23 protein-coding genes and 1 other annotated feature are annotated in these 22,861 nt (G+C 48.0%); of the genes, 21 read left to right on the plus strand and 2 right to left on the minus strand.

Translation table 11 applies throughout. From position 1 onward, the window contains the following. Nucleotides 1–31 precede the first annotated feature (31 nt). From QMA04_RS06205 to QMA04_RS06305, 21 genes are all read left to right on the plus strand, one after another. A complete protein-coding gene (locus QMA04_RS06205; RefSeq protein WP_191714003.1) occupies nucleotides 32–817 on the plus strand; it encodes a YlmH family RNA-binding protein in 786 nt (261 codons plus the stop codon). Between the two features lie 94 nt (nucleotides 818–911). Then, complete coding sequence (locus tag QMA04_RS06210; RefSeq protein WP_191714004.1) at nucleotides 912–1,433, plus strand: DivIVA domain-containing protein; 522 nt, start codon at nucleotides 912–914, stop codon at nucleotides 1,431–1,433. A 37-nt stretch (nucleotides 1,434–1,470) separates the two neighbouring features. Next, nucleotides 1,471–1,685 (plus strand) — a binding site (T-box leader). Nucleotides 1,686–1,727: 42 nt separating this feature from the next. Continuing rightward, the gene (gene ileS, locus QMA04_RS06215; protein WP_290184571.1) at nucleotides 1,728–4,490 is read left to right on the plus strand and encodes an isoleucine--tRNA ligase; all 2,763 of its coding nucleotides are present in this window, start codon (nucleotides 1,728–1,730) and stop codon (nucleotides 4,488–4,490) included. Nucleotides 4,491–4,615: 125 nt separating this feature from the next. After that, entirely contained in the window at nucleotides 4,616–5,092 is a 477-nt protein-coding gene (gene lspA / locus QMA04_RS06220; RefSeq protein WP_191714006.1) for a signal peptidase II, read from the plus strand. Further along, entirely contained in the window at nucleotides 5,092–6,003 is a 912-nt protein-coding gene (locus QMA04_RS06225) for an RluA family pseudouridine synthase (RefSeq protein WP_191714007.1), read from the plus strand. Before lspA ends, QMA04_RS06225 begins: the two co-directional genes overlap by 1 nt. A 191-nt stretch (nucleotides 6,004–6,194) precedes the next feature. Further along, the gene (gene pyrR / locus QMA04_RS06230) at nucleotides 6,195–6,734 is read left to right on the plus strand and encodes a bifunctional pyr operon transcriptional regulator/uracil phosphoribosyltransferase PyrR (protein ID WP_191714008.1); all 540 of its coding nucleotides are present in this window, start codon (nucleotides 6,195–6,197) and stop codon (nucleotides 6,732–6,734) included. Between the two features lie 27 nt (nucleotides 6,735–6,761). Then, nucleotides 6,762–8,048, plus strand: a complete 1,287-nt coding sequence (locus QMA04_RS06235) for a solute carrier family 23 protein (protein ID WP_290184574.1) — start codon at nucleotides 6,762–6,764, stop codon at nucleotides 8,046–8,048. A 134-nt stretch (nucleotides 8,049–8,182) separates the two neighbouring features. Next, nucleotides 8,183–9,052 (plus strand): aspartate carbamoyltransferase catalytic subunit, encoded by an 870-nt coding sequence (locus QMA04_RS06240; protein WP_290184577.1) that lies wholly within the window; start codon nucleotides 8,183–8,185, stop codon nucleotides 9,050–9,052. Nucleotide 9,053: 1 nt separating this feature from the next. After that, nucleotides 9,054–10,331, plus strand: a complete 1,278-nt coding sequence (locus tag QMA04_RS06245; RefSeq protein ID WP_290184578.1) for a dihydroorotase — start codon at nucleotides 9,054–9,056, stop codon at nucleotides 10,329–10,331. Further along, nucleotides 10,328–11,425, plus strand: a complete 1,098-nt coding sequence (locus QMA04_RS06250) for a carbamoyl phosphate synthase small subunit (protein ID WP_290184580.1) — start codon at nucleotides 10,328–10,330, stop codon at nucleotides 11,423–11,425. The genes QMA04_RS06245 and QMA04_RS06250 overlap by 4 nt, the downstream gene beginning before the upstream one ends. Continuing rightward, nucleotides 11,418–14,606 (plus strand): carbamoyl-phosphate synthase large subunit, encoded by a 3,189-nt coding sequence (carB, locus tag QMA04_RS06255; RefSeq protein WP_290184582.1) that lies wholly within the window; start codon nucleotides 11,418–11,420, stop codon nucleotides 14,604–14,606. Before QMA04_RS06250 ends, carB begins: the two co-directional genes overlap by 8 nt. Further along, nucleotides 14,603–15,370 (plus strand): dihydroorotate dehydrogenase electron transfer subunit, encoded by a 768-nt coding sequence (locus QMA04_RS06260; protein ID WP_290184584.1) that lies wholly within the window; start codon nucleotides 14,603–14,605, stop codon nucleotides 15,368–15,370. Before carB ends, QMA04_RS06260 begins: the two co-directional genes overlap by 4 nt. After that, nucleotides 15,367–16,281, plus strand: coding sequence for a dihydroorotate dehydrogenase (locus QMA04_RS06265; protein WP_191714015.1), 915 nt, complete (start codon nucleotides 15,367–15,369; stop codon nucleotides 16,279–16,281). Before QMA04_RS06260 ends, QMA04_RS06265 begins: the two co-directional genes overlap by 4 nt. Then, the gene (gene pyrF, locus QMA04_RS06270; protein WP_290184586.1) at nucleotides 16,278–16,967 is read left to right on the plus strand and encodes an orotidine-5'-phosphate decarboxylase; all 690 of its coding nucleotides are present in this window, start codon (nucleotides 16,278–16,280) and stop codon (nucleotides 16,965–16,967) included. Before QMA04_RS06265 ends, pyrF begins: the two co-directional genes overlap by 4 nt. Next, complete coding sequence (gene pyrE / locus QMA04_RS06275; RefSeq protein ID WP_290184588.1) at nucleotides 16,964–17,587, plus strand: orotate phosphoribosyltransferase; 624 nt, start codon at nucleotides 16,964–16,966, stop codon at nucleotides 17,585–17,587. The genes pyrF and pyrE overlap by 4 nt, the downstream gene beginning before the upstream one ends. Before the next feature lie 156 nt (nucleotides 17,588–17,743). Next, a complete protein-coding gene (locus QMA04_RS06280; protein ID WP_290184590.1) occupies nucleotides 17,744–18,097 on the plus strand; it encodes a PadR family transcriptional regulator in 354 nt (117 codons plus the stop codon). Next, nucleotides 18,084–18,752 carry a DUF1129 family protein gene (locus QMA04_RS06285; protein WP_290184592.1) on the plus strand — a complete coding sequence of 223 codons (669 nt, stop codon included), beginning with the start codon at nucleotides 18,084–18,086 and terminating at the stop codon, nucleotides 18,750–18,752. Before QMA04_RS06280 ends, QMA04_RS06285 begins: the two co-directional genes overlap by 14 nt. 85 nt (nucleotides 18,753–18,837) lie before the next feature. After that, on the plus strand, nucleotides 18,838–20,175 hold the full coding sequence (locus QMA04_RS06290; protein ID WP_290184594.1) for a D-serine ammonia-lyase: 1,338 nt from the start codon (nucleotides 18,838–18,840) through the stop codon (nucleotides 20,173–20,175). A gap of 6 nt (nucleotides 20,176–20,181) precedes the next feature. Then, nucleotides 20,182–20,472: a hypothetical protein gene (locus tag QMA04_RS06295; RefSeq protein ID WP_191714493.1), complete on the plus strand. Its 291-nt coding sequence runs from the start codon at nucleotides 20,182–20,184 to the stop codon at nucleotides 20,470–20,472. After that, nucleotides 20,469–20,753 carry a TIGR04104 family putative zinc finger protein gene (locus tag QMA04_RS06300; RefSeq protein ID WP_225218328.1) on the plus strand — a complete coding sequence of 95 codons (285 nt, stop codon included), beginning with the start codon at nucleotides 20,469–20,471 and terminating at the stop codon, nucleotides 20,751–20,753. The genes QMA04_RS06295 and QMA04_RS06300 overlap by 4 nt, the downstream gene beginning before the upstream one ends. Before the next feature lie 98 nt (nucleotides 20,754–20,851). Beyond that, nucleotides 20,852–21,262 (plus strand): VOC family protein, encoded by a 411-nt coding sequence (locus QMA04_RS06305; protein WP_290184596.1) that lies wholly within the window; start codon nucleotides 20,852–20,854, stop codon nucleotides 21,260–21,262. A 41-nt stretch (nucleotides 21,263–21,303) separates the two neighbouring features. Here the strand turns inward: QMA04_RS06305 and QMA04_RS06310 are convergent, their stop codons facing one another. Both QMA04_RS06310 and QMA04_RS06315 read right to left on the minus strand, forming a co-directional pair. Further along, nucleotides 21,304–21,984: an amino acid ABC transporter permease gene (locus tag QMA04_RS06310; RefSeq protein ID WP_225218383.1), complete on the minus strand. Its 681-nt coding sequence runs from the start codon at nucleotides 21,982–21,984 to the stop codon at nucleotides 21,304–21,306. A 12-nt stretch (nucleotides 21,985–21,996) separates the two neighbouring features. After that, nucleotides 21,997–22,785: a transporter substrate-binding domain-containing protein gene (locus tag QMA04_RS06315; protein ID WP_290184697.1), complete on the minus strand. Its 789-nt coding sequence runs from the start codon at nucleotides 22,783–22,785 to the stop codon at nucleotides 21,997–21,999. Between the last annotated feature and the right edge of the window lie 76 nt (nucleotides 22,786–22,861).

Consider the following 22,861-nt stretch of genomic DNA (forward strand, 5'->3'; position numbering starts at 1 on the left):
AACACATGACCATAGGTAAAGGAGCATCCATATGGAAGAGATATTTCAGCATTTCAGAAAAGAAGAACAGCAATTTATTGAGCAGGTATCAGGCTGGCTGCGTGAAGTGGAAGACCGCTATTCACCGAAATTGACTGATTTTCTGGATCCGCGCCAGCGTTTTATCGTTGAGGCGGTCGTTGGCTCGAGTGATGTGCAGATAATGGCTTCGGGACGCTTTAAAGATGCGGAAAGACAGCGTGTGCTGTTGTATCCTTCCTATTTTGAACCACAGCAGGAGGATTTCAACATCACAGTCTTCGAGTTGAAATACCCTTCGAAGTTCGTGAACCTGCGCCATCCTGATATTCTGGGTTCTTTGATGTCGTTAGGCTTGGACCGCAGTAAATTTGGTGATATCCGGATAGAAAATGAGCGCGTACAGCTGGCTGTTATGGATGAAATCAGCCCTTATCTGCAGAGCAATTTCGTCAGTGCGGCTAAAGTGAAGGTGCATTTGAATGAAGTGACCGTTGCTGAAGAGCTGATTGAGACGCATGAGGAATGGTTCGAAGAATCGTACACAGTCAGTTCGATGAGATTGGATACTGTCATGAGCTCGGTCTATAACATTTCACGGCAGAAAGCGTCTGCTTTAATTCATGGGGGAAAAGTGAAGGTCAATTGGACGCTGCAGGAGCAGCCATCTTTTGAACTGCATGAATCGGACATGATTTCTTCAAGAGGCTACGGACGTGTGCGCTTGATCATGATTGAAGGCCGCACGAAAAAAGACAAGGTCCGTCTGCAAGTCGGCCGCCTGGAAGCGAAAAACTAGGCGGCTTTTAAAAAAAACGAAATAATACTGAAATTTTGGGCCGTGGACTGTATAATAGGAAGATAAGATGACAAGTTAAGGAGAGGTTTACTCAATGCCATTATCCCCGTTAGATATACATAACAAAGAATTCAGCCGAGCATTCCGAGGATATCAGGAAGATGAAGTAAATGAATTCCTGGAACAGATCATGAGAGATTATGAAATCCTTTTGAAAGAAAAGGCGGCACTTGAAGATCGTTTGAAAACGACCGACGAGCGTGTGGGCCATTTCAATACAATCGAGTCGACCTTGCAGAAATCGATTTTTGTGGCTCAGGAAGCTTCGGAAGAGGTTCGCCGGAATTCACAGAAAGAAGCGGAATTGATCATCAAGGAAGCTGAGAAAAACGCTGACCGGATCGTCAATGAGTCATTGACGAAAGCACGTCGCATCGCTTCAGAGATCGAAGAATTGAAAAAGCAGTCGCGCATTTTCAAAAACCGATTCAAAATGTTGGTTGAAGCCCAATTGGATTTGATCGATACAGATGATTGGGAAACGTTGTTGGAATACGATATTGATACACAGAACTTAGAGAAGATTGAGAAGGATAAAGAAGAGTCGAACTCTTGACTCTGAGACTTTCTGCTTCTATAATTACGACATACAAAAAAACGCGCTGATAGAGACAGTACGCCATGCAGGAAGGCAAAGCGAACCAGGGACAGTGAAAGCCTGGCACGGATGCATGGAAGAAAATCACTCTTGAGCAGGATTGGTGAACGACAGTATCCAATTCCGTCTACGCCACGTTACGGTGATCGAGTGGCAGCTATTTAGCTGCAACAAGGGTGGTACCGCGAGTCTAAGCTTCTCGTCCCTTTCCAGGGATGGGGGCTTTTTATTATGCCTACAGGAGGAATAGAGATGGAATACAAAGATACCTTATTGATGCCGAAAACAGATTTTCCGATGCGCGGCAATTTGCCGAACCGGGAACCGGAAATGCAAAAGAAATGGGAAGAGATGGACATTTACAAAAAAGTATTGGACCGGACAAAAGGGCGTCCTTTCTTCGTCCTTCATGACGGACCGCCTTATGCGAACGGCGATTTGCATATGGGCCATGCCTTAAACAAAGTTTTGAAAGACATGATCGTCCGTTCCCGTTCAATGATGGGCTTCCATGCACCATATGTTCCAGGCTGGGATACCCACGGCTTGCCGATTGAGCAGGCTCTAACGAATAAAGGTGTAAACCGCAAAGAAATGTCTCTGGCTGAGTTCCGCAAACTCTGTGAAGAATATGCTTACCAGCAAATCGACAGCCAGCGTTCGCAATTCAAACGCATTGGTGTGCGTGGGGATTGGGAAAATCCTTATGTGACGTTAAAACCGGCATATGAAGCACGCCAAATTGAAGTATTCGGCAAAATGGCCAATAAAGGCTATATCTATAAAGGCTTGAAACCTGTCTATTGGTCCCCATCAAGTGAATCGTCACTTGCTGAAGCGGAAATCGAGTATCACGACAAAAAATCTCCGTCCATCTACGTGTCTTTCCCTGTCACTGACGGCAAAGGCGTATTGGCTGAAGGCACGAAATTGGTCATCTGGACGACGACACCTTGGACAATCCCTGCAAACCTTGGGATTTCTGTACATGCCAAATTGGATTACGCGGAAGTTTCCGTAAACGGATCGCTGTACATCATTGCACAGGAACTGTTGAAGGAAGTTGCTGATGAATTGGGCTGGACGGATTATGAAGTTGTCCGTCTGTTGCAGGGGGCTGAGTTGGAGCATATTCTGGCGAAACATCCATTGTATGACCGCACATCGCTAGTGATGCTTGGCGACCACGTAACGACCGATTCCGGTACAGGCTGCGTTCATACAGCTCCTGGACACGGTGAAGATGACTTCTTGATCGGCAAAAAATACGGACTGGATGTTCTGTGTCCAGTGGACGAACGTGGAGTCATGACAGACGAAGCGCCTGGATTCGAAGGTGAATTCTACGACAAAGCCAACAAGTCCATCACAGAAGCATTGGATAATGCAGGAGCTCTTGAAAAACTTTCATTCATCACACACTCGTATCCGCATGATTGGCGGACGAAAAAACCGGTCATTTACCGTGCGACAGCTCAATGGTTTGTTTCGATCGATGCTTTCCGTGATCAGATCCTGAAAGCGATCAAAGAAACGTCCTTCACACCGGCATGGGGCGAAACACGCCTGTTCAACATGCTGCGTGACCGCGGCGATTGGAATATTTCACGCCAGCGCGTGTGGGGCGTTCCGATTCCGGTCTTCTACGCTGAAAACGGTGATCCGGTCATCACAGAAGAAACCATTGCCCACATTGCGGATCTGTTCCGCGAGAACGGATCAAATATCTGGTTTGAACGTCCAGCGGCAGAGTTGTTGCCACCAGGATTCACTCATCCGAGCAGCCCGAACGGCTTGTTCACAAAAGAAATGGACATCATGGATGTCTGGTTCGATTCAGGATCATCTCACCAAGGTGTACTGGTTGAGCGCGAAGATCTGCAATACCCGGCTGACCTTTATCTTGAAGGATCTGACCAATACCGTGGCTGGTTCAACTCATCGTTGACGACAAGCGTAGCCATCAACGGCATCGCACCATATAAAGGCATCCTGAGCCATGGCTTTACGCTTGACGGCAATGGCCGCAAGATGAGTAAATCACTGGGCAACGTCATCGTGCCAGCTAAAGTGATGAATCAAATGGGAGCGGATATCCTGCGTTTATGGGTGGCTTCTGTAGATTACACAGCGGACGTCCGTGTGTCTGACGAGAACTTCAAGCAAGTATCGGAAGTTTACCGGAAAATCCGTAATACGCTGAAGTTCCTTCACGGAAACTTGGCTGATTTCAATGAAAAAGAGCACCGCGTGGCATTTGAAGATATGCGCGAAATGGATCAGTACATGGCGATGAAATTGCAGAAAATGGTGGAAACCGTCCGCAATGCATATGAAACTTACGAGTTCTCATCCATCTATCATGCATTGAACAATTATTGTTCAAATGACTTAAGCTCATTCTACTTGGATGTAGCGAAAGACGTTGTTTACATCGAAAGCCAGGATCACCCGCATCGTCGTGCTATGCAGACAGTAATGTTCGATTCACTGATGGCGATTCTTAAGCTGTCAGCGCCGATCATCCCGCATACAGCAGATGAATTATGGTCATACCTGAGCTTTGTTGAAGAAGAAAGTGTTCAATTGACCGACTTCCCAGAAGCAGTTTCCAATCCGGCATTTGAAGGCCTGGATGAAAAATGGAGCCGTTTCATGGATGTTCGCGATGACGTGCTGAAAGCACTTGAAGAAGCGCGTGCAGCTAAAACGATCGGTAAATCACTGGAAGCGAAAGTGACAGTTTACGGCAATGAAGAATTGGCCGCATTGCTCGCTTCAACAGACGACAACCTGGCCCAATTGTTCATCGTATCCAAATACGAATACGGTGGTACACAAGGCCAGGCACCGGCTCACGCAGTGAAACTGAACGAAGTTTCGGTAACAGTCGAAAAAGCTGAAGGCGAAAAATGCGAACGCTGCTGGACGATTTCAGAAGAAATTGGCCAAAGTGAAGCGCATCCGGCATTATGCCCGCGCTGTGCAAGTGTCGTAGAAACACAATACGCTTAATTCCAGCAATGGATAAAGCCGATAGTAGAGGTCTGGAAAACCGGAATGCCGGTTTTTCAGACCTTTACTTTTTTTGCTGACATTGTGTTAAAATAGATTGACTGCTGAATTGACGGAGGATACGGATGTTTATTTATTATGGAATCGCATTGTTGATAATTGCATTGGATCAATGGACAAAATGGCTGGTCCTGAAGAATATGGAATTGGGTGAACGGATTTCAGTGATCGACCCTTATCTCGGGTGGCTTTCACACCGCAACCGTGGCGCTGCCTGGGGGATGCTGGAAGGGCAGATGTGGCTGTTTGCAATCATCACGGTAGCGGTCATCATCGGAATTCTATACTATTTTCATAAACATGCAAATGGACAGCCTTTATTCCAGCTGAGCCTGATGGTTCTTTTAGGCGGAGCAGTCGGCAATTTTATTGATCGCATGCTGCGTGGGGAAGTCGTCGATTTTGTTGATGTGCTGATTCCAGTGATCAATTATGATTTTCCGATATTTAATGTTGCGGATGCCGCTTTAACGATCGGTGTCGTATTGATGATCATCTATATTATTTATGACGAAAAACAACAAAAGAAAAAGGTGTCTTAATGGAAGATTTAACGATTGAAATCACAGAAGAAATGGCCGGCGAACGAGTAGATAAAGCCGTGTCATCGATAGATGAAGACTGGTCGCGTTCACAGATCGCGAACTGGGTTAAAGAAGGTGCGGTAAAAGTGAACGGCATTACCGTGAAGCCGAATTACAAAGTGCGTTTGCAGGATGTCATCATCGTCACACCTCCAGAGCTTGAAGAACTGGATGTCGTGCCCGAAGACCTTAACTTGGAAATCGTTTACGAAGACGAGGATGTGCTGGTCGTCAACAAACCGAAAGGCATGGTTGTTCACCCGGCTCCCGGACATGCCAAAGGGACATTGGTCAATGGCCTTATGCATCACTGCACAGACCTTTCAGGAATCAACGGCGTCGTACGCCCAGGAATTGTCCATAGAATCGATAAAGATACATCTGGTTTGCTGATGGTGGCGAAAAATGACGTTGCCCACACCTCATTGGTTGATCAATTGGTGAAAAAAACTGTAACACGCAAATACGTGGCATTGGTCCATGGCCATATTCCGCATGATAAAGGAACAATCCAGGCGCCGATTGCCCGTGATCCGAAAGAACGCCAGAACATGGCAATCGTCGATAAAGGCAAGCATGCCGTGACACATTTCCGTGTCTTAGAGCGTTTCGGCAATTTCACGCTGGTGGAATGCCGCTTGGAAACCGGAAGAACCCATCAAATCCGTGTTCATATGAAGTATATCGGCTATCCGCTTGTGGGCGACCCGAAATACGGACCGAAAAAAACGATGGATATTGGCGGACAAGCATTGCACGCTGAAGTAATCGGATTTGTTCACCCGAAAACGAATGAATACATGGAGTTTTCTGCAGAGCCGCCGGCTGAATTTGCAGAACTTCTTGAATCTCTTCGAGACAAGGATTGACAAACCACACCATCTATATCTATACTTGAAAAAACGAATCGAATATTGAACACCTTTAATAACAGTCCAGAGAGGCTGAGAAGGTATTTACGCAAGCCGGAAGTCTGTCTTCCGTGCTGAATTTTTCTGCGCATCTATCCTCTTGCCTCTCAGGCAAGAGGTTTTTTATTTGCAGAAAAGGAGCGGATCTCATGGTTGAAAAAGCGGATATTTTGGATGAACAGGCGATCAGCCGAGCGATCACACGCATTGCACACGAAATTATCGAGCGGAACAAAGGCATCGATGAATGCATACTGGTCGGCATCAAAACGCGGGGAGCTTTCATTGCGAAGCGGCTGGCAGAAAAGATTGAAAAGATCGAAGGGCGTCCCATAATGGAAGGGGAACTCGATATCACCCTTTACAGAGACGATTTGAGCGTCAAAACGAAAAATCAGGAGCCGCTAGTCCAACAGGTGGACATCAAGCACAGCATTCTCGATAAAAAAGTGATTCTGGTGGACGATGTGCTTTACACAGGGCGGACAGTCCGGGCTGCGATGGACGCAGTTATGGATTTGGGGAGGCCCTCACAAATCCAACTGGCAGTGCTGATTGACCGGGGCCATCGTGAATTGCCGATCCGTGCGGATTTTGTCGGAAAAAACATTCCGACTTCAAGCGATGAACGGATTGTCGTCCAGATGATTGAAAGCGATCAGGTTGACCGGGTAGCCATTCACGAATAAAGAGTTAGAGACAGGGGAGAACGGAAATTGAGCGAAGCCATTTTAGATGTACACGATAAACCGAAAGCCGGGCAATGGATTTCATTAAGCCTGCAGCATATGTTCGCGATGTTCGGCGCGACCATCCTGGTTCCACAGTTGGTCGGCTTGAGCCCGGCCATCGCCTTATTGACAAGCGGCATTGCCACGATCATCTTCATCATCATCACCCAATTCAAAGTGCCGGCCTATCTGGGATCTTCATTCGCCTTTATCGTGCCGATTACCATCGCCACTGAAACCGGCGGAATCGGATCTGCAATGATCGGTGCCATGTTCGTGTCACTGGTTTACGCCATCGTCGCGCTGATCATCTGGAAGACAGGCTATCAATGGCTGATGAAATTGCTGCCTCCGATTGTGGTGGGGCCTGTCATCATCGTCATCGGACTGGCTTTATCCGGAACAGCGGTGGATATGGCAATGACTATTCCAGTCGGCGACGCTTCGGAGTACAGCCTGCTGCATTTCTCAGCAGCGCTCGTAACATTGATGACCGCGATCATCTGCAATATTTACTTCAAGAACATCATTTCCTTGATGCCCATCCTGATCGGCATCATCGTGGGTTACGGCTACTCAGCCGCGATCGGCATCATCGATTACACGGCAATCAGTTCAGCGAAATGGTTTGCAGTGCCGGAATTCCTGATTCCAGGAGTGGATTATTCATTCCAAGTAACACCCACCTTGCTGTTCGTCATGGTTCCGATTGCCATCGTCACGATTTCTGAACATATCGGACATCAGCTGGTTCTCGGCAAAATCGTAGGCCGCAATTACATAAAAGATCCGGGCTTGCACCGCTCAATCTTGGGCGACGGAATCGGAACGTTCATCTCTTCACTGGTCGGCGGTCCACCAAAGACCACATACGGTGAAAACATCGGTGTATTGGCCATCACGAAAGTGTTCTCGGTCTATGTCATCCTCGGTGCTGCTATATTCGCCATCGTCTTTTCTTTCTTCGGCAAACTGATGGCAGTCATCGAGACGATTCCGACAGCAGTTCTTGGCGGAATTTCCATCCTGCTGTTCGGCATCATCGCTTCTTCCGGATTGCGCATGCTGGTGGACAATAACATCGATTTCGGCAATAACCGCAATTTGGTGATCTCCTCGGTTATCCTGGTCATCGGCATCGGAGGAGCCAAGCTGGAGTTCAGTGAAACCTTCTCGATTGAAGGAATGGCGCTCGCAGCAATTGTCGGCGTAATTCTGAATTTGATACTGCCGGGTCTGGACAAAAACGAATTAGATGACGGAACTGAATAATCACCTTTTAATGAATGTCCAGAGAGGCATGGAAAGGGTTGAAGAATGGGGAGTACTCTGCCCTTTTTTCCTCACACCTTCCTGCCCCTGGGAAGGTGTTTTTTTTGTAGGATGGATGAAAGGATGAGAAGACTATGCCGAACTTACTATCCATGAACAACCTGGAAAATAAAACGATTATGAGTTTGCTGGAACGTGCAGAACAATTCCGGCAGGGAGAAAAGGCCCCAATCGATGGGGCGGTCGTCAATCTGTTTTTTGAACCGAGCACGCGGACGAAGATGAGCTTTGAAATGGCCGAGCACAAAATGGGGTTGGCGGTGCTGCCCTTTGAAACAGCTTTTTCCAGCATCTTGAAAGGGGAAACGCTGTACGACACAGTCAAGACGATGGAATCGATCGGCGTGGACGCAGTCATCATTCGCCATGAAGAAGAAGAATATTACCAGCAGCTTGAAGGCTGCCAGGTAGCGGTCATCAACGGAGGAGATGGATCGGGGCAGCATCCGACGCAGTCCTTGCTGGACTTGTTGACGATTTTTCAAGAGTTTGGCCGCATCGAAGGCGTACATGTGACGATCGTCGGAGATATCGCACACAGCCGTGTGGCAAAATCGAATGCAGCGGCTCTTCAGCAGTTGGGTGCAGAAGTGAACTTCATCTGTCCGGCTGAGTGGAGCGGTGAGTATGATTCATCGGAACACTTGGATGACTTTATTGACAAGACGGATGTCGTGATGATGCTTCGGGTTCAGCATGAACGCCACGCCGTATCAGCTCTCTTTTCGAAGGATAATTACCATGAGCAGTACGGCTTGACGGTTGAACGGGAGAAAAGAATGAAAGACGGTGCCATCATCATGCATCCGGCGCCCATCAACCGAGGCGTGGAGATTGCAGATTGCCTCGTTGAATGTGAACGCTCACGGATCTTCAAACAGATGGCTAACGGAGTATTTGTCCGGATGGCAGTACTTGAATACGCATTGAAAGGGAGAGATTGAATTGAATTTATTCATTAAAAACGTAAACATGCTGCAAGATGGAGAATTGGCACCAACGAATGTTCGCATCACAGATGGCAAGATTGATGAAATCGGTCAAGAGTTAGCAGCGAACAACGAAACAGAAATTGACGGCAAAGGCCGGATGATCGCACCAGGATTTGTTGATGTCCACGTGCATTTGCGTGAACCGGGCGGTGAGCAGAAAGAAACGATCGAAAGCGGGACGAAGTCAGCAGCTAAAGGCGGATTCACAACCATTTGCGCCATGCCGAATACACGCCCTGTACCCGATACGAAAGAAAATCTGCAGCTGGTCAACGGATTGATCGAGAAAAATGCGCTTATCCGGGTTTTGCCGTACGCCTCTATCACGATCAGGGAAGCCGGAAAAGAACGCACGAACTTGCAGGAACTCAAGGAAAACGGCGCATTCGCTTTCACTGATGACGGCGTCGGCATACAGCAGGCAGGAATGATGTATGAAACGATGCAGGATGCAGCGAAAATCGATATGGCAGTCGTGGCCCATTGTGAAGACAATAGCCTGATCTACGACGGTGTCATGCACGAAGGCAAGCGCAGCAAAGAGTTGGGGTTGAAGGGCATACCGTCGATTGCGGAATCGGTGCATATCGCACGCGACATCCTTCTTGCGGAAGCAGCAGGCGCACATTATCATGTCTGCCACGTCAGTACGAAAGAATCGGTCCGCGTCATCCGTGATGCCAAACGGGCAGGGGTCCGCGTCACAGCTGAAGTGACGCCGCACCACTTGTTGTTGACAGAAGATGACATTCCTTCAGACGACGCGAATTACAAGATGAACCCACCGCTCCGCGCGAAGGAAGATTGGCAGGCATTGCACGAAGGCTTGCTTGACGGGACGCTGGACTTTATTGCAACGGACCATGCTCCCCATACAGCGGCAGAGAAAACAAACGGCATGAACGGTTCGATGTTCGGCATCGTGGGATTTGAAACAGCATTTCCACTGCTCTACAGCAAGTTTGTCAAAACAGGCAAATGGACGCTGCAGCAATTGATCGACTGGCTGACGATCAAGCCGAGTGAAACTTTCCAGTTGCCGTATGGCAGCATGGAACCCGGACAAACAGCAGACTTGGTACTGCTGGATCTGGAAAAAGAGCAGACGATTCAAGCAGATGCCTTTTTATCAAAAGGCAGAAATACACCATTTGACGGCTGGAGTTGTACAGGCTGGCCGGTAATGACCATTTTTGGCGGAGAAATCGTATGGCAGGAGGAGACAAATTGATGAAACGTTATTTGATCTTAGAAGACGGTACGGTATTTGAAGGAACAGCATTCGGGGGCGAGGGCGCTTCAGTAGGGGAAATCGTTTTTAATACCAGCATGACCGGCTATCAGGAAATCTTGTCAGATCCTTCTTACTGCGGACAAATCGTCACTATGACTTACCCGCTGATCGGCAACTACGGCATCAACAGCGATGATTTCGAATCAATCGAACCGGCAGTCAAAGGAATGGTTGTCCGTGAAATCGCTGAGTTCCCATCCAATTTCAGAAACAACGCAACGCTGGATGAATTATTCAAAATTAAAGACATTCCCGGAATTTCAGGAATTGATACACGGAAATTGACGCGTCTGATCCGTTCGAAAGGTTCCATCAAAGGCGTATTGACTGCAGCAGGTGAAGACGTTCAAGTTGAAGAAGTGGTCAAGACCCTTCAAGCAACCGTTTTGCCAAGCAATCAAGTGTCACAAGTTTCAACAGCACGCCCTTATCCAAGTCCGGGACGCGGCAAACGAGTGGTGCTGATCGATTATGGCATGAAGCATGGCATCCTGCGCGAGCTTAACAACCGTGACTGCGACGTCATCGTCGTGCCGTACAATACTTCCTCAAAAGAAATTTTGGCATGGGGGCCGGACGGCGTCATGCTGTCGAATGGCCCGGGAGATCCAAAAGACGTGGAAGAATGCGTAGAAGTGGTCCGCGAGCTGCTTGGAGAAGTTCCGATTTTCGGCATTTGCCTAGGGCATCAATTGTTCGCGAGAGCCTGCGGAGCGGATACGTTTAAACTGAAGTTCGGCCATCGGGGAGGCAACCATCCGGTACGCGATCTGGTCACCGGTAAAATTGAAATCACTTCCCAAAACCATGGCTACGCTGTAGATGAAGAGACGCTTCAAGGCACCCGGTTGAAAGTGACGCACAGCGCATTGAACGACGGAACGAATGAAGGACTGGCACATCTGGACTATCCTGCATTCACTGTCCAGTACCATCCGGAATCCTCACCGGGACCGGAAGACTCGAACTACTTATTCGACCGCTTTATTGATGTTATGAACGCAACTCGAAAGGAGCAACAACATGCCTAAAAGACAAGATATTCAAAGTATACTCGTAATCGGATCCGGACCAATCGTCATCGGACAAGCAGCAGAGTTCGACTATGCAGGAACGCAAGCCTGCCTGGCTCTAAAAGAAGAAGGCTATCGCGTCATCCTGATCAACTCGAATCCGGCGACCATCATGACGGATACCGAAATTGCAGATAAAGTCTATATCGAACCGATCACTTTGGAGTTCGTCAGCCGCATTCTGCGCAAAGAGCGGCCTGATGCCTTGCTTCCGACACTTGGTGGCCAGACTGGGCTGAACATGGCGATTGAGCTCGACGAGTCAGGAATTTTGGACGAATTGAATATTGAAATCTTGGGCACTAAGCTTGAAGCGATCCATAAAGCGGAAGACCGTGATTTGTTCAGAACCTTGATGAACGAGCTCGGAGAACCGGTGCCGGATTCAGACATCATCCACAACATGGCAGAAGCCGAAAACTTTGTCGCACGTGTCGGTTATCCGGTCATCGTCCGTCCGGCCTTCACGTTAGGCGGAACGGGTGGAGGCATTTGCCACGATTATGAACAGCTCCAGGAAATCGTCGCCAGTGGTTTGAAATACAGCCCGGTTACACAATGCTTGCTGGAAAAATCAATCGCCGGCTTCAAGGAAATCGAATACGAAGTGATGCGCGATAAAAACGATACGGCGATAGTTGTCTGCAACATGGAGAACATCGATCCGGTCGGCATCCATACTGGCGATTCGATTGTCGTGGCACCAAGCCAGACCTTATCGGACCGTGAATACCAGATGCTGCGCAACGTGTCGCTGAAGATCATCCGCGCATTGAAAATCGAAGGCGGCTGCAACGTGCAGCTGGCACTCGATCCATTCAGCTTTAATTACTACATCATCGAAGTAAACCCGCGTGTCAGCCGGTCTTCAGCTCTGGCTTCAAAAGCGACCGGTTACCCGATCGCCAAACTGGCTGCCAAAATCGCAGTCGGCCTGACCTTGGATGAAATGATGAACCCAGTCACGGGCCGGACCTATGCTGCATTCGAACCTGCACTGGATTACGTTGTAACAAAGATTCCGCGCTGGCCTTTCGATAAGTTCGAAGCAGCAAAACGCAATCTGGGTACACAGATGAAAGCGACAGGCGAAGTGATGGCGATGGGCCGTACTTTTGAAGAATCCATCTTGAAAGCGGTCCGGTCATTGGAGACAGGACAATTCCATCTGGAGCTGAAAAATGCGGATGCCATGAGCGATGAGTGGATACAAAAACGCATCTGCCGTGCGGGAGATGAGCGTTTGTTCTTTATCGGAGAAGCGCTGCGCCGAGGCGTGACAATTGAAACCATCAATGAATGGAGCCAAATCGATCTATTCTTCTTGAAAAAGTTCGAGAACATCGTCAAATACGAAGATGTGCTGAAAAACGCCGCTTTCGACTACGATACTGCCAAGCGTGCGAAACGCCTTGGCTTTGCTGACCGGACAATCGCCAAACTATGGAATACGACGGAACAGCAAGTGTACAACTGGCGCAAAGAAAATAACTTAATGCCGGTCTATAAGATGGTCGATACATGCGCGGCAGAGTTCGAATCCGAAACGCCTTATTTCTACGGTACGTATGAAGATGAAAACGAATCAGTGAAAACGGACAAAGAATCGGTCATTGTTCTCGGTTCAGGACCGATCCGCATCGGACAAGGAGTCGAATTCGACTACGCAACCGTGCATTCTGTCTGGGCAATTAAAGAAGCAGGCTATGAAGCGATCATCGTCAACAACAACCCGGAAACCGTTTCAACGGATTTCTCGATTTCAGACAAACTCTATTTCGAACCGTTGACGATCGAAGATGTCATGCACATCGTCGACTTGGAGCAGCCGAAAGGCGTCGTCGTCCAATTCGGCGGACAGACAGCCATCAACTTGGCCGAGAAGCTGGAACAGAATGGTGTTACCATTTTGGGTACATCACTGGAAGATACAGACCGTGCAGAAAACCGCAATAAATTCGAAGCGGCCCTTCACGAAATCGGCATTCCACAGCCATTAGGCAAAACGGCTGTCAACGCAGAAGAAGCAATCATCATTGCAGCAGACATCGGCTATCCGGTCTTGGTCCGCCCATCTTATGTACTCGGCGGACGCGCAATGGAAATCGTCTACAACGAGGAAGACCTGAAGCATTATATGGAACATGCCGTAGAAGCAAGCCCGGAACATCCGGTCTTGGTCGACCGTTACCTGACAGGCATTGAAATCGAAGTGGATGCCATCTCGGACGGAGAAAACGTCTTGATTCCTGGCATCATGGAGCATATCGAACGCGCAGGCGTCCATTCGGGCGACTCGATTGCGGTTTATCCAACGCAAAATATTTCAGCGGAATTATTGGATACGCTGGTCGACTATACGACGCGCCTTGCAAAAGGGCTGAACATCGTCGGGTTGCTGAATATTCAATATGTCATTTCCAAAGGTGAAGTGTACGTCATCGAAGTCAACCCGCGCTCAAGCCGGACGGTTCCGTTCATGAGCAAAATCACATCGATCCCGATGGCCAATATCGCGACAAAAGCGATTTTAGGGCAAAGCATCGTCGATCAAGGCTTTACGCCTGGGCTTGCACCGATTTCAAAAGGCGTCTTCGTTAAAGTCCCTGTCTTCTCATTTGCGAAGCTTCGCCGTGTCGACATCACACTTGGGCCGGAAATGAAATCGACAGGAGAAGTCATGGGCAAAGACACGACACTTGAAAAAGCGTTGTACAAAGGATTGGCAGCAGCTGGCATGGAAGTCAAAGATCATGGCACTGTGCTCTTGACGGTGGCAGATAAAGACAAAGAAGAAGCGGTTGGTTTGGCAAAACGCTTTAAAGCGATCGGCTACCAGATCATGGCGACCGGCGGCACAGCGAAAGCTTTCGAAGAAGCAGGCATTGTTGTTGCGCCGATCGGAAAAATCGGATCAGAAGGCAAGACCTTACTGGACGTCATCCAAAACGGCGATACGCAAATTGTCATCAACACGTTAACAAAAGGCAAACAGCCACAGCGTGACGGTTTCCGCATCCGCCGCGAATCTGTCGAAAACGGCATTCCGTGCCTGACTTCGCTGGATACAGCCGAAGCGATGCTGCGTGTCATCGAATCAATGACTTTCTCTGCGGAGGAAATGGGTGCAGGCGTATGATCAAACAAGAGCGCATGCAGGTCGTCAAACAGCAGGAAATCGCCAAGCATATCTTTGAATTAACGGTACAGGGCGGGCTGGCCAATGAAATGGCCGAGCCCGGGCAATTTGTCCATATCCGTGTCGCAGACAGCTTTGAACCGCTGCTGCGCCGGCCGATTTCTGTGGCGTCCATTGATTTGGAAGCTTCACAATTCACGATGATTTACCGGGCAGAAGGCCGCGGCACCGGATTGCTTTCAGAAAAAAAACCGGGTGATCTATTGGATGTCCTAGGACCGCTCGGCCACGGGTTTCCTGTGGAAGAAGCGCAGAAAAAAGCGTATTTGATCGGCGGCGGCATCGGTGTGCCTCCTTTATACGAACTCGCCAAGCAATTAAATGAACGGGGCATTGAAACCGTCCATATTCTCGGATTCGAAAGCAAGCAGGCTGTGTTTTACGAAGACAAGTTCCGAGAACTTGGCGACACGCATATTGCTACAGTCGACGGCTCTCATGGCACCCAAGGGTTTGTTACGCATATTCTCAATGAACTCCCGAGTGATTTTGATACGTATTACAGCTGTGGCCCGACGGCAATGTTAGAGGCTGTGCAATGGGCGTATCCCCAGAAAAAAGGCTTCTTGTCTTATGAACAGCGGATGGGCTGCGGCATCGGGGCATGTTTTGCCTGCGTCTGCCGTACAACGAAAAGCGAAACGGATTACATCAAGGTATGTTCAGATGGACCGGTATTTCCAGCAGGAGTGGTGATTTCATGACAGATTTAACAGTTGAACTTCCAGGACTCGATTTAAAAAATCCAATCATGCCGGCATCCGGCTGCTTCGGGTTCGGCAAAGAATATGCGCAGTTGTACGACTTGTCTCAGCTTGGCGCCATCATGATCAAAGCGACGACGGTTGAAACGCGGCTGGGAAATCCGACGCCGCGGGTTGCGGAAACGGCATCCGGCATGTTGAATGCCATCGGACTGCAAAATCCCGGACTTGAAAAAGTAGCGGGGCAGGAACTGCCTTGGCTTGAACAATACGATGTGCCGATCATCGCGAACGTGGCTGGCACGACGACTGAAGATTATGTGGAAGTCGCGAAAGCCATTTCGGAGGCGCCGAATGTCCATGCACTGGAAATCAATATTTCCTGCCCGAACGTCAAACTCGGCGGCATCACTTTTGGAACAGACCCGGATGTAGCCCGCGAACTGACGCGTGCAGTGAAAGAAGTTTCTTCCGTGCCTGTCTATATCAAATTATCGCCGAATGTCACGGATATCGTGTCGATCGCCAAAGCGGTCGAAGAAGGTGGAGCGGATGGCATCACCATGATCAATACACTGCTCGGCATGCGCATGGACACCAAAACAGGACGCCCGATCATCGCCAACATCACAGGGGGCTTGTCAGGTCCTGCCATCAAGCCGGTAGCGCTGCGGATGGTCTACGAAGTCAGCAAGCACACCAAGCTGCCGATTATCGGAATGGGCGGCGTCACCAATGTGGATGATGTCATCGACTTCTTATCAGCTGGGGCCAGTGCAGTGGCTGTCGGTACAGCCAACTTCGTCAATCCTTTTGTCTGTCCCGAAATTATTGGGCAATTGCCTGAACGCTTGCATGAACTTGGATTTGATTCGGTAAAAGAACTTGTCGGAAGGAGCCACCGTCTGTGAATAAACCCATCATCGCTTTAGATTTTGCATCGAAGGAACAAGTAGAGGAACTTCTGTCGCGGTTTTCCGAGCCGCTTTTTGTGAAAGTGGGCATGGAACTTTATTTCCAGGAAGGTCCGGATCTCATCCGTTACATCAAGTCACAGGGGCACGACATTTTCCTGGACCTGAAACTGCACGATATTCCGAATACGGTGGAATCCGCTATGCGGGGCTTGGCCAAACTGGGTGTGGACATGGTCAACGTCCATGCCGCAGGCGGGCTGGAAATGATGAGAGCCGCCAAACGCGGATTGGCAGGCAGCAGCACAAAACTCATTGCCGTCACGCAATTGACGTCGACGAGCGAAGAAGAGATGCATGAAGATCAGCTTGTCTATGTCAGCCTTGAAGAATCCGTGCTGCATTATGCAAAGCGGGCGATGCAGGCAGGGTTGGACGGAGTGGTTTGTTCGGTTCTGGAAGCTGAAGCCATCACCAAAGTCTGCGGCCCGGATTTCCTTATGGTGACACCGGGAATACGGCCGGCATCGGTTTCAGCCGATGATCAAAAACGGGTGGCGACACCTGCGGAAGCGCGTGTAAAAGGCTCTAGCCATATCGTCGTTGGGCGAGCTATCACGAAGTCGGAGAATCCGGCAGAAAGCTATGCACAAATTGCAGCAGAATGGAGTGGAAGATCTTGAAAAATGAAATTGCAGACCACTTATTATCCATCGGAGCGGTCGAGTTGCGTCCGCAAGATCCTTTTACGTGGGCATCAGGGGTCAAATCACCGATTTACTGTGACAATCGCCTGACGATGTCCTATCCCGCGGTGCGCAAAGACATTGCGGCTGGATTAGCAGAAACCATCAAAGCGTATTATCCGGAATGCCAAGTGGTTGCCGGAACAGCGACTGCGGGAATCCCGCATGCAGCATGGGTCAGCGACTTGCTTGAATTGCCGATGGTCTATGTCCGGTCCAAAGCGAAAGAGCATGGCCAAACGAACATGATCGAAGGCAAAATTGAGCCTGGCCAAAAAGTGGTAGTGGTGGAAGACCTCATCTCTAAAGGCGGATCGGTGCTGCAGGCGGCACAGGCACTTGAAGCAGCCGGTTTTGAAGTATTGGGCATCGTAGCCATCTTCACTTACGAGTTGCCGCAGTCGATCCAAGCGATTACCGGAGCAGGCTATACGTTCCATACGTTGACGGATTTTTCTACACTGGTGGAACAAGCTTTAAATACCGGTGCTATTAGTGAAAACGACATGCCGATGCTTGCGGATTGGCACGAAAAATTAAAAGCAGGAACTTTGTAAAGCCGGCCTCTTGGTCGGTTTTTATAATGAATCAAGAGAATTGGTTGACAAAATGAAATTGAATGAATACAATGAAAACAACTAATTGGTAATGCAAGGTAGTTATTTTTTTGGATCACTATCATGTATCGCCAAGTACCGTAAGGAGGAACAGATATGGCTCTCAGAAGCCAGTTGCTGAAAGGGGTACTGGATGCTTGTGTCATGGCGGTAGTAGAAGAACAGCCTGTTTATGGCTATGAGCTTTCGCAAAAACTGCAAGGAATCGGTTTGCCGGACATCAGTGACGGCACCATATATCCGGTATTGCTGAGGCTTCAGAAAAACGGATTTATCCGAGGTGAAATGAGGCCGTCTGCATCGGGACCCAACCGCAAATATTATTTTTTGACCGATCAAGGAAAAGCGGAGTTGGAACAAATTGCTGCTGAATGGCTGGAAATCGCCAAACCGGTCAGCCAATTATTGAAAAGGGGTGGAGGATATGAGGGAGACAATGGAATTAATTAAAGAGAATAACCACAAAAGAGATTTTTTAAATGCGGAAAACGAGAAAATTTACGAAGATTTATTGCTATATATCCGGACAGACTTACGAGTCAATGAACAGGCAGCAGAAGAATTATTAATGGATTTACTAGACCATTTGATCGAAGCGCAAGAAAATGGTAAAGCTGCTGCAGATCTTTTCGGTGATTCTCCTGAAACCTATGCAGATGAACTCATTGCCAATATGCCGAATGAAGACAAGAGAAATCTCATGTTGCTTTTCGCGTCAGGAATATTGGGGCTAGTCGGTTGGTTTGCAGTTTCTTATGGAATAATAAATGCTGCCATTTCTATTTTTACTTCTGTAGAAAATGATTTTGCTTTAGGAAGCGGTTTAATGATTTTAGTGGCATTAATTCTTGTTGGAGTGATTGGAGTTTTTTTCATTTTCCGTATTATCCGCTCTACTGTTTTCAAACCGGCAAATCAGGAATGGAAAATTTATGTGTACTCAGGATTATTCAGTATGGCAGCATTTGCTTTTGTTTTAGGAATTGGTTTTTTCTTTGATGGAATTGGTCCAGTCATCCATATACAATGGTGGTTATTCATTGTAATTGGCTTAGCTCTACTAGGAATTAACAAAGGAATGAGCCGGTTGTCTGCCAACCAGTAAAAACATACTTTATGAGGATTAATTTTTTATAGTGGTCCTGTATGATTAAACTAACCGCATGAACGACTGAAAGGGGATTCGTAAGATGAGCATGGGACAACAGGAATTAAACAGCTGGATCGAAAAGTATCCATTGCTGAAGACTATCATCGATTTGAAACCGGTCGTCTGGCAAAATCCGAAACGGCAAAAAATCAATGCAATGAAGCTTCCTATCGGTCTGCAGGACATGGAGCAGGCAGAACAGCTGTGGCAACGATTTGCCCCGTATCTGTCAACGGAATTTCCGGACACCGCAGCAACAGGCGGTATTGTGGAATCGCCGCTGCGCGAGATTCCATCCATGAAAAAGCGGCTCAGTGAATATGTTGATGGAGCTATAGCTGGCCGGTTGTTTCTTAAATGCGATAACGAATTGCCGATAGCGGGATCGATTAAAGCTCGCGGCGGCGTTTATGAAGTGCTGCATCATGCGGAAAAATTGGCTAATGACGCCGGCTTGCTGGAAGCCGGGAAATCCTATGAACAATTCTCATCTGATCGGTTCAAGCAATTTTTCAGCCAGTATGCCATTGGTGTTGGCTCAACGGGGAATTTGGGCCTCAGCATCGGCATCATCAGTGCCAAACTCGGTTTCCAGGTATCTGTTTATATGTCTGCAGACGCCAAGCAATGGAAAAAAGACTTGCTGCGTGAAAAAGGTGCCAGGGTGGTGGAATTTGAAGGAGATTTCAGCGAAGCAATTTCTGAAGGGCGAAGAGAGACACTTGCCAAGCGGGATGCTTATTTTGTCGACGACGAGAAATCCAGACACCTGTTTTTGGGCTATAGCGTCGCGGCTTTCCGACTCAAAAAGCAATTGGAGGATAGGGGCATCCAAGTGGATGCCGAGCATCCGCTGTTTGTCTATCTTCCGTGCGGAGTGGGAGGTGCTCCCGGCGGCATTGCATTCGGTCTGAAGCAGGTTTTTGGTGACGCTGTCCACTGCTTTTTTGTGGAACCGACGCATTCGCCTGCCGTGCTGATTGGATTGATGACCGGTGAAAAAAACAAAGTCAGCGTCCAGGATTTTGGCATCGACAATGTGACCGAAGGCGACGGGTTGGCTGTCGGCAGGCCATCGAGCTTTGCTTCAGGCATCAGTGAACAAACAGTCAGCGGCATCTACACGGTGGAAGACCGGGAGCTGTTCAAATTATTGGCGCTGCTGGCGGACAGCGAAGAAATTTTTGTCGAACCATCCGCCACTGCCGGACTGCTGGGGCCGTTGAAAATACAGGCGACAGATTATGCCGAAACAAATCAGCTGCAGATGGCTGCGGCTAGTCATATCGTCTGGTCGACTGGAGGCGCCTTGGTGCCGAAAGAAGAAATGGAAGGGTTTTACCAACGCGGAAAAACCTATTTGGGAGGTGCTGAATAAATGGATTTGTCATGGATTATGATTATTATTGGGGCTGTTCTTGTATTGGTCTATATCTTTTATAATGCCACGGAACAGCGGATTAAAGCCTTGGAAACCAGAGTCAGGCATATGGAGAAACTTCTCCAGAAATCCTCGCAAGGTGAAACGTTTACAGAACCTGAAATCAATAAAGAACTCCGGCGACTGCTGCAGCAAGGGAAAAAAGTCGAAGCCGTCAAACGAACCAGACAGGAATTCGGCTGGTCACTGTTGGAAGCGAAACAATATGTAGATGGGCTGAAGGGTGGAGAATGATGCAGCGATGTGAAATCTGCCAGACTTCATTTACTTGGAAACAAGTCAGCAAGTCTCTTTGGCTGGCCTATAAACCGATTGCCTGCCCGGCTTGCGGCAAGCTCTATAAAGTCCAATTCCTTTCAAGGATTTTGGCATCGGTTTTGCTAGTTGGACCAATCTTCGCTTTCAGCTCCTTTGCCTATCCAATTAGCACATATGCATTAATTTTTAGCGTCTTGGTCTTGTTTCCGGTTATTTCTCTCTTGCTGCCTTATATATTGCGATACCGCCTGGCTTAAAAGATCCTTTTAAAGGATCTTTTTTTTATTGGGCAGGAGATTTTGTTCTAACAGAGAATAATGCAGATAACAAAAAAACAGGAAAGGAGGGGAGAAAAATGAGTGTCCAATCCAAGCATATTTTTGTCAACTTGCCGGTAAAAAATTTAGATCGGTCCAAAGCATTTTTCGAAGAAATGGGCTTTGGGTTTGATGAAGAGATGACAGATGAAAAAGGAGCCTGCATGATTATCGGGCCATCGATTTACGGGATGCTGCTGACTGAAGAGTTTTTCAAGAGTTTTTCAAAAAGAGAAATTGCGGATACCTCGAACAGTGCGGAAGTGATCACAGCTATTTCTGCAACCAGCAAAGATGAAGTGGATAGCCTGGTCAATGCTGCTTTCGCAGCAGGAGCTCAACAAGCCGGTGAAAAAATGGATGATGAATATATGTATCTCAAGAGTTTCAAGGACCTGGACGGGCATATGTGGGAAGTCCTCTATATGACTGAGGAAGAAACAAAATAAAGTAAAAAAAAGCATCTCGGAGAAAAATCTCCGGATGCTTTTTAAAGGTAGTCCGCATAACGCTTTTCAAGGTAGTTCTGCAAAATGGTCATCGCTGAACAGATCGCCCAGTAGATCAACGCCACCAAAATCAACATGGTCAATAAATCATATTCACGGGCGCCGACGATCCGCGCTTTCTGAAAAATCTCCGGAACGGTGATCATGGCAGCCAATGAAGAGGCTTTGATCAAATCCAAGTAGACATTCGATAAAGGCGGGACCGCAATCCGCACTGATTGCGGCAAAATGATCCGGCGCATCGATTGCCAATAGGTCAAGCCGAGTGCAGTGGATGATTCCCATTGCCCTTTATCGACTGAGGCAAGAGATGAACGGAATACTTCAGCGATATAAGCGGCGCTGTTGATGGTGAATCCGATCAAGGCGGCCTGTACGGCTGAAAATTCAATGCCGATGACCGGCAGGGCGAAATACAGCAAGAACAGGATCACCAGAATTGGAACACCTCGCATAAAGGAAATATACAGGCGTGCAGGAAATTGCAGAATCTGTAACCGCGATGTACGGGCGAGTGCCAGGAAAAAGCCGATGAATATGCCAAGAACCATACTGACTACGGAAATCAATAAGGTATAGCCGATTCCTTCCAGTACGTAGGGAAGGGATTCGATCGCCAATGCCGGGTCAAACAGCAATCCCCATTCGATATCATTCATCAGACAACCTCCTGCTTAATTTTCTTCAATGTCCGGTTTGACAGAGACATCCGCACCGCCGAAAAATTCTGCAGAGATTTCAGTGATCGTGCCGTCTGCAAGCATCTCTTCCAATGCTTTATTGACGTTATCGGCCAATTCGGTATTGTCTTTGTTCATAACGAGCCCAACTTCTGACGGAGCATATTTGATGTCAGGGTGAATGGTGATATTCAAGTCAGGAAAAGCTGCGACACCGAATGTGGATAGATAATAATCGTTCAGGATAACATCGGTACGGCCGATTGAAACATCGCGCAAATACACTTCGTTTGTGGCGTTGTCATAAGTTACTTCTTCTGCGCCGTATTCACGTGCAATTTCCATATAGATTGACGTAGAAGCACCTGCTGCTTTTTTCCCAGGAAGGTCTTCCAAACTTGCGATGCCGGACAAATCATCTTTTCTCACAACCGCAGTCCCATAGGAATGCTTGATCGGAGTCGAGAAGATAAACTCTTCCGCACGGTCTTCAGTGATTTCAATATCATTGGCTGCAATGTCAATTTGCCCTGTATTGACACTTGTCAGCATTTCATCAAATCCGATTTCAGTGAACTCAATATCAAGATCCAAACGTTCCCCAAGTTCCCGGACAACTTCCACTTCAAAACCCGTCAGTTCATCCGTCTCCGCGTCATGAAAAGATGTGGCCAATAGCGTCCCGGAAGTCGCAACAGTCAATGTTCCTTGTTCCTGAATTTCATCCCACGCGGTTTTCTTTTCTTCAGTTTGTGTTTCGTCATTGCCACAGCCTGCCAGCATAGCTACAGCAATGGCACTTGCAGCAAAAAATAAATTTCTCTTAGTTGAGTATGTATACACGTGTAAAGCCCCCTTA

Origin of the sequence: Planococcus sp. APC 3900 (assembly GCF_030407735.1) — a bacterium.
Classification (GTDB): Bacteria; Bacillota; Bacilli; order Bacillales_A; family Planococcaceae; genus Planococcus; species Planococcus notacanthi.